This is a genomic window from Dyadobacter sp. (assembly GCF_051859145.1).
Lineage (GTDB): Bacteria > Bacteroidota > Bacteroidia > Cytophagales > Spirosomataceae > Dyadobacter.
Genome location: NZ_JBHYGF010000210.1, coordinates 1 through 7413 on the forward strand (window position 1 = coordinate 1; position 7413 = coordinate 7413).

A 7413-nucleotide genomic window follows, 5' to 3' on the forward strand; every position below is an offset into this window, starting at 1 on the left:
AATGATTGTTCACGCAGCTGCACAACCAAGCCACGACTGGGCAGCCCGCGAGCCATTTACAGATTTCGGCGTAAATGCAGTAGGTACGCTGAACATGCTTGAAATGACCAGGCTGCACGCTCCTGAGGCTGTGTTCATATTCACATCAACAAACAAGGTTTACGGAGATAACCCCAACTATTTGCCACTTGTCGAGCTGGAAACACGCTGGGAAATCGACGAAAATCACCCTTATTTCGAGAACGGAATCGACGAAAACCATAGCATTGATCACACAAAACACTCGATTTTTGGTGCTTCTAAAGTGGCTGCTGATATTATGGTTCAGGAATACGGCCGCTATTTCGGAATGAAAACAGCAGTGTTCCGCGGCGGTTGTTTAACAGGTCCAAACCACTCCGGGGCACAGCTGCACGGATTTTTGGCTTACCTGATGAAATGCGCCATTACCGGCAATCACTATACCATTTTTGGTTATAAAGGCAAGCAGGTACGTGACAATATCCACAGCCACGACCTGGTAAATATGTTCTGGCATTTTTACCAAAACCCACGTCCGGGCGAAGTTTATAATGCAGGCGGCGGCCGTTTTGCTAACTGTTCAATGCTGGAAGCAATTGCATTGTGCGAGCAGATCACCGGAAACAAGCTGTCTTACTCTTATTCAGATACTAACAGGATCGGCGACCACATCTGGTATGTGAGCGACCTTTCCAAATTCAAATCCCACTATCCTGATTGGAACTGGGAATATGGTCTGGTAGAGACTTTAACGCAGATCCACGACGGTATATCTTCCCGGTTGGGCTTAAAAACGGTTTAATTGTATTTTTGGATCTCCGGAGCACTCCGCTTCGGAGATTTCTATTTTCTCCCCCAATGTCAGAAAACTTTGTCATCATCATTCCCCAATTCAACGACTGGGAGGCGCTGAACCTGCTGATACAAAAGATAAATGCCGACGTTGAAACGTCAATTCTGGCAAATACAACCTTACTTATCGTAGACGATTGTTCGTCAAGGCTGCGTACACTTCCCTTTGCCCAGTTTGGTGGTAAAGAGATCAAGGTATTACGATTGTACCGTAACCTCGGGCACCAGAAAGCAATTGCAATCGGGCTATCTTATGCAGCCGAAAACCTCAATGCGGATAAGGTGATTGTAATGGATGCAGACGGAGAGGATGCACCGTCGGATATCAACAGTCTCGTACGCAAATCGATTGAAGTACCGGATAACATCATTTTTGCAGAAAGGAACAAGCGGACAGAAGGTCCTGTTTTCAGGATTTTTTATGTGATTTATAAATTGATATTCGAATTGTTAACTGGTAAGGTTATCACCTTCGGGAATTTCAGCCTTGTTCCGAGAAGCAGGCTGCAAAACCTGGTGCGTGTCTCTGAAATCTGGAACAACTATCCTGGCGGGGTTATTAAATCACGCATTCCGTACGATTCTGTACTTACTAATCGCGCGAAAAGGCTGGCGGGCGAGAGTAAAATGAATTTTGTTTCCCTCGTTTTACATGGTCTGAGCGCAATTTCTGTGATGATCGACACCACGGCAGTCCGCATTCTGATCTTTTCCATTTTCATGTCGGGATTGGCCATCGCATTCATTTTTGTGATCCTGTTCCTGAAATTGATAGGTAATGCAACGCCTGGCTGGACTTCTACTCTGGGAAGCACCCTGATGATCCTGATGCTGCAAGCCTTTCTGATCTCTCTTTTTCTGGTGTTCATGGTATTACAATACCGTTCGCAGCAACACTTTATTCCGGCCGTGCATTACCGGGATTTCGTGGAAAAGGTAGATACCATCAGCTAGTCTCCTATGATTACTTTCGATCATTCCCCAACAGTCTATTGGATGATCGGCTATCTGCTGGCCGGGATGATTGTGTTATCGGCAGGTTATAAAAAGCTGTCTTCGGGCGCCTTTGTTCTGCTCGGGATCTTGTTGCTTTTTTTGATGCGTATGCCCGTGATCGTGTTCAATCGTGAGCTCAATCCGGATGAGAGCCAGATGTTGAGCCACGCGATCACGCTGTTCCAGGATCCTGTTTACTGGCGCTCGGTGGATGGAACTACCATTGGTCCGCTCGATAATTACCTGCTTGTGGTCCCCCGCCTTTTGGGATTTGAGATCAACTATACTTCCGGTCGGTTGATGGGGCTGCTTTGTTCTGCGGGCTCCCTGCTTTTGCTCTTCTTCTCATTAAAAAACTGGTTTGGCGAAAGCACAGCCCGTCTTGCCTGGATTGTACCACTCTTTTTACTCTCTTTTACGCAGGAAGTCGATTTTGTTCATTATTCCAGTGAGCAGCTTCCGGTATTTCTTCTGGCGCTCTGCATTTGGTTGTTATCGCGGATCAGTGTCCAAAATGGAAGTTTGAAGAGCAATGCTTTCCTGCTCGGGTTGGTTGCCGGCGCTGTTCCTTTTGCCAAGTTACAGGCTGTTCCACAGGCTTTTGTCCTCGTTTTCGCAGCCTTATTTTATGTATATCAATGGTTCAGAAATCAGCGCGACGTACTGCCATTGATTTGGCTGCTCCTTGGCGGCATTACCTTTCCTTTGATTACCCTGATCTGGACTTTGACGAACGGCGTCTTCACGGATATGATCGATTTCTACCTGCTAGGTAATGCGATTTATGCCGGAGGCCAGGGCGTTTTTGGAATCCCGGGTCAGTTCTGGCGCATTTTTAGCTTATCGCCAGATTTTCAGTTTTATACCTTCGCACTTATTCTGCCGATATTGCTTGGTGTTGCTACGATTATCAATGCAAAAAAAAGGGAAAACAGCTTCGTTATTTCTTTAATTATCCTTTTGCTGCTACTAGCGGGCATTTATGCTGTTACCAAATCCGGGAATGACTTTATCCATTACCTCAACTTCTGCATTCTTCCGTGGACGCTAATAGCAGCTGCGGGTATCCAAAGAATCGCCAATTTTGCCATTATTTTCCCGGCTGCATTTTTGTTATGGTTTGCAGGAAATGATGCTGCGGGCTTTTTCAAGGAAAGGAAAGTCAATAACTTTTATTCGGTGGACGCAACGACACTGGCTCAAAGCCCGGTTGTTGAGGAGCTGAAAAAGTATAGCTCTGAGGCGGATTATATGATTGTGTGGGGCTGGCAATGCAGGTATTACGTGGAAGCGCAACTGGCGCAAGGTACCGCCGAAAACCATTCCGAGCGGTCCATATTTGAACATCCGATGCGGGAAGTTTATCGAAAAAGGTATATGTCTGATCTGGAACGTACCAAACCTGCATTCATTCTGGATGCCGTCGGGAAGAACAGCTTCTGGGTTCAGGACAAAAAAACGCAGGGTATTGAAAGCTACCCTGCGCTATTGACTTACGTCCAAAACAATTATAAGTATATCGGAGACTTTGACGGTACGCGACTGTTTGTCCGCAACGATCGGGCAGTATTAAGGTAAAATCTCCGATCCTGCATTTTCAGCACGCAGCAGGTCCGTTAATGTGGTTTTGTCCAGAACAGCCAGGTTAGCGTCGCGCCACCTTTCCAGCACAGTGCGCAGGCTGCACGTTTCTTCGTCTTTGCAATCGTCACAGCGACCATAAAAGAACATTGAAACGCACAGAGCGGGTGCGATGGGACCGTCAATTATCCGCAGTACTTTTGAAAAATTAACTTCTCCCGGCGGCATTCTCAGCAGGTACCCGCCGCCTTTTCCTTTTTGACTTTGTAAAACACCATTATTGCGCAGGTCGAGCAGAATCGCCTCCAGGAACTTCTTCGGGATTTTCTCCTTCTCTGCAATGTAAGATATCAGTACGGGACCTTTTCCATATTGCTCCGCTAAGACTTTGAGTGCTTTCAGCGCGTATTTGGCTTTTTTCGAAATCATTGTTGATTATAAGGCTCTTCTTGTGGTTGGGATCGACGCAAAGATTAAATGGTTTTAGAAAAGATTTGAGTTGATCAATTCTAAATATCGAATTTTTGAGCTGAAATCCTAATATTCAAAAACACAAATTCGCCTGCTTATAATTCCATTCCCGGAATGCAGCAGCTAGTTACGCGGTGGCTTGCCTCCATTTAGCAATCCCTGCATTCTTTCCAGCGTTTTCTTCTCGCCGCAGAGTGAAAGGAACGCTTCACGTTCAAGGTCAAGCAGGTATTGTTCCGTAACCAGCTGAGGATAACTGAGATCTCCTCCATTGATCACGTAAGCCAGCTTATTGGCGATTTTCGCATCATGGTCGCTGATGTAATTAGCCAGCCGCATTTGCGCAATACCTGCCATGAAAAGTGCCATGCCCGTCCTGCCCTGCACTTTGATATCGTTGCGCTGCTTGGGCTGCGTATATCCATTGTCCGCCAGGTCGAGTGCAGCCTGTTTCGCTTCTGCGATCAGGCGTGAACGGTTGAGTACGATCTGGTCTTTTTCCTGCAGATAGTTCATTTCAAGTGCCTCCTGTGCCGACGTGGATACTTTGGCCTGCGCAATGTTCATAAATGCATTTTGCAGGATATTGAGCTCGGGATCTCCCGCTTTATACAAATCTGAGCAGCGGAGCGCCATTTCTTTTGTTCCCCCGCCAGCCGGGATCAGTCCCACACCCAATTCAACAAGACCAATGTAGGTTTCTGCGTGTGCCACGATCTTATCTGCATGCAAGTTCAGCTCGCAGCCGCCGCCCAATGCCAGTGTATGCGGGGCTGTAACAACGGGAATGGAAGAATAACGCGCGCGCATCATGGTTTGCTGAAACTGCGCGATAACCATATTGATCTCGTCAAATTCCTGCTCTATCGCAAACATGAACAGCATCGCCAGGTTGGCACCCGCCGAAAATGCTTCGCTCGATTCGTTGCCAATCACCAGTCCGCGGAAATCCTTTTCGGCAATGCTGATCCCTTTCTGAATACCCTCGATCACTTCCGCGCCCATTGTATTCATCTTGGATTTGAATTCCAGGTTCAGAATCCCGTCGCCCAGGTCGTAAAGGTTTGCGCCTGCATTTTTCCAGACTATATTTTGGGATAGATTACTCAGGATTACAAAGCTGTCCTGGCCAGGGATTTGCTTGTAAGATTTCGATTGTATATCGTAGTAAAGCCGTTTTCCAGTCTCTACTTTATAGAAGGATTCGTTGCCTGCTTCCACCATTTCATACACCCACTGTGCCGGTTTTTGGTCGAGGTTCTCCATGATAACCAGCATATTTTTCAGCCCGATCGCGTCCCATGTTTCAAAAAGACCATATTGCCAGCCGAACCCTGCTGAAATTGCCTGGTCAATGCGGAATATCTCGTCGGAAATTTCGGGAATGCGGAAACTGGCATAGCGGAAAATGTCAGCGAAGGTTTTTCTATAAAACTCACCTGCTTTGTCTGCTCCTGCCAATAGTACCGGAAAGCGCTTCCAAACATCACTGATCGCCTTGGTACCTTCCAGTGTAGCAAACTTCACCTTTTCAGAAGGTTTGTATTCCAAAGTCTGGAAGTCCAGCGCCAGGATTACAGATTTGCCTTTTTCGTCTTTTACTTTCTTATAAAATCCCTGACCTGTTTTGTCCCCCAGCCATTTATTATCAAACAGCTTTTGCATAATGGAAGGCAGGACAAAAGCGTCGCGCGATTCGTCTTTTCCTTCTCCAGAAGCATATAAATTATTGGCTACGTGCACTGTAGTGTCTAGGCCCACCACATCAGAAAGCCGGTAAGTGCCCGATTTCGGGCGACCAGCGACGGGGCCGGTGAGCTTATCCACTTCATCTACGCTCAATCCCATTTCTTCCGCCACGCGGATCGTCTGGATCAATGCGTAAATGCCGAGTCGGTTAGCAATAAAGCCTGGGGTATCTTTACAGAGAACTGTTGTTTTACCTAAAAACAAATCGCCGTAATGCATCAAAAAGTCAATTACCTGCTGGTCTGTTTGCTGGGTAGGGATAATTTCGAGCAGGCGGAGGTACCTCGGCGGGTTGAAAAAGTGGGTACCGCAAAAGTGCTTTTGAAAATCCTCACTGCGTCCCTCTGCCATTAAATGGATCGGGATACCCGAAGTATTGGAAGTAATGAGCGTACCCGGCTTGCGGAGCGCATCTACTTTCTCGAAAAGACTTTTTTTAATATCCAGCCGCTCCACTACCACTTCAATCACCCAATCGTAATTCTTAATATCTGCCAGGTTATCATCAAAGTTTCCCGTTTTAATGCGGGAGGCAAAACCTGGACTATAAAGTGCAGCGGGAGTTGCTTTAAGGGTCTGCTGCAGCGATTCGTTTACAATTTTATTTCTGAAAGCCGGATGTTCAATAGATATCCCCTTCGCTTTTTCGGCCTCGGAAAGCTCTTTCGGGACAATGTCGAGCAAAAGCACTTCCACCCCGATATTGGCAAAGTGACAGGCGATCCTGGAACCCATAATGCCGGAACCCAGCACAGCTACTTTACGGATTGAACGATTCATCAGTTAAAGATTTTGGTTTTTAGAATAGCAGCAAAGTCAAAATGCTTCTTCCGCATCTCCCTCGCCGGCTTTAAGTTTCTGGTTTTCTTCCTCTACCAGCCTGTTAATATCTTTTATTACATCAAAAAAAGTGACGAGCTTTTCGAGTGGTATCTTATCCCTCACCATAGTATTGAAAGAAATTACCCCCTCCCTGGCCAGCTCGCGCTTTTCTTTGCCTAATTCGGTCAGCACAATCCTGACAAACCTCTTATCATTTTCACTTACTTCCCGCTTAATTAATCCTTTCTCTTCCAGCGTTTTAAGCATGCGCACCAGGCTTCGCGGCTCCATTCCAAGCAGCGGAGCGATCTTGGTGGCAGGAGTGCCGTTTTCAATGTCGATATTCAAAAGCACATAGCCCACCGACATGGTTGTGTCGTAGCGCCCCGCATATGCATTGTACATTCTGGATATAGAATGCCAGGCCCGTTTTATCTGAAAATCAACCGTTTTCTCTTTCCGCATTGGTCTTGATCTGCTAAATGATATCAGTGAAGCCTTCTTTACAAATGTAAAAACCGCAGTAGTATTATGCAAGCATACCATTTTTTGGTCAAAAAAATACACCGCGATGGCTGGTCGCGGTGTATCGGGTATAATAGCTTACTTCTCGCTGATCAGCTTGTCCATCAGTGTGTTGAACTCAGTGACAAACTCATCGTAGTATTTTCCGGTACCCGGACCTGAGAATCCGGTGTGTATCTCGCGCACTTTTCCTTTTTTATCGAGGAAAATGGTGGTCGGGTAGGACATTACCTTGTTGAGCATTGGAAGCGCCTTTGCAGTAGCTTCGTCGGTGCTTGTGCCGGCCAGTACAACGGGATATTGAATGCCGAAACGCTCGACCATTTTGGTGATTTTCGGATTGGCTACTTCGGGTTTGTCCGAACGTTCAAATGCAAGTCCGATGATCTCTACGCC

General features: G+C 46.6%; 7 protein-coding genes. 3 read left to right on the plus strand and 4 right to left on the minus strand.

Features of this window, described 5'->3' with window-relative positions; translation table 11 throughout:
• The 3 genes from ACTIE6_RS13225 to ACTIE6_RS13235 all read left to right on the plus strand — a co-directional run.
• Positions 1–823: NAD-dependent epimerase/dehydratase family protein (locus ACTIE6_RS13225; protein WP_439557087.1), on the plus strand; the 823-nt coding region annotated here is incomplete at its 5' end.
• A gap of 56 nt (positions 824–879) precedes the next feature.
• Positions 880–1827, plus strand: a complete 948-nt coding sequence (locus ACTIE6_RS13230; protein WP_439557088.1) for a glycosyltransferase — start codon at positions 880–882, stop codon at positions 1825–1827.
• A gap of 6 nt (positions 1828–1833) precedes the next feature.
• Positions 1834–3447 carry a hypothetical protein gene (locus ACTIE6_RS13235; RefSeq protein WP_439557089.1) on the plus strand — a complete coding sequence of 538 codons (1614 nt, stop codon included), beginning with the start codon at positions 1834–1836 and terminating at the stop codon, positions 3445–3447.
• Here ACTIE6_RS13235 and ACTIE6_RS13240 read toward each other — a convergent pair.
• From ACTIE6_RS13240 to ACTIE6_RS13255, 4 genes are all read right to left on the minus strand, one after another.
• Positions 3439–3879 (minus strand): RrF2 family transcriptional regulator, encoded by a 441-nt coding sequence (locus tag ACTIE6_RS13240; RefSeq protein ID WP_056290871.1) that lies wholly within the window; start codon positions 3877–3879, stop codon positions 3439–3441. The two genes, ACTIE6_RS13235 and ACTIE6_RS13240, sit on opposite strands and share 9 nt — an antisense overlap.
• Before the next feature lie 165 nt (positions 3880–4044).
• A complete protein-coding gene (locus tag ACTIE6_RS13245) occupies positions 4045–6450 on the minus strand; it encodes a 3-hydroxyacyl-CoA dehydrogenase NAD-binding domain-containing protein (RefSeq protein ID WP_439557090.1) in 2406 nt (801 codons plus the stop codon).
• Positions 6451–6486: 36 nt separating this feature from the next.
• Positions 6487–6957: a MarR family winged helix-turn-helix transcriptional regulator gene (locus ACTIE6_RS13250; protein ID WP_439557092.1), complete on the minus strand. Its 471-nt coding sequence runs from the start codon at positions 6955–6957 to the stop codon at positions 6487–6489.
• Between the two features lie 138 nt (positions 6958–7095).
• A partial coding sequence (locus tag ACTIE6_RS13255) for a TlpA disulfide reductase family protein (protein ID WP_439557091.1) occupies positions 7096–7413 on the minus strand: 318 nt, incomplete at its 5' end.

Bases quoted from the DNA above. Each gene is read 5' to 3' on its own strand.
- ACTIE6_RS13230 (WP_439557088.1), top strand. From the start codon at position 880: ATGTCAGAAAACTTTGTCATCATCATTCCCCAATTCAACGACTGGGAG.
- ACTIE6_RS13235 (WP_439557089.1), top strand. From the start codon at position 1,834: ATGATTACTTTCGATCATTCCCCAACAGTCTATTGGATGATCGGCTAT.
- ACTIE6_RS13240 (WP_056290871.1), bottom strand. From the start codon at position 3,879: ATGATTTCGAAAAAAGCCAAATACGCGCTGAAAGCACTCAAAGTCTTA.
- ACTIE6_RS13245 (WP_439557090.1), bottom strand. From the start codon at position 6,450: ATGAATCGTTCAATCCGTAAAGTAGCTGTGCTGGGTTCCGGCATTATG.
- ACTIE6_RS13250 (WP_439557092.1), bottom strand. From the start codon at position 6,957: ATGCGGAAAGAGAAAACGGTTGATTTTCAGATAAAACGGGCCTGGCAT.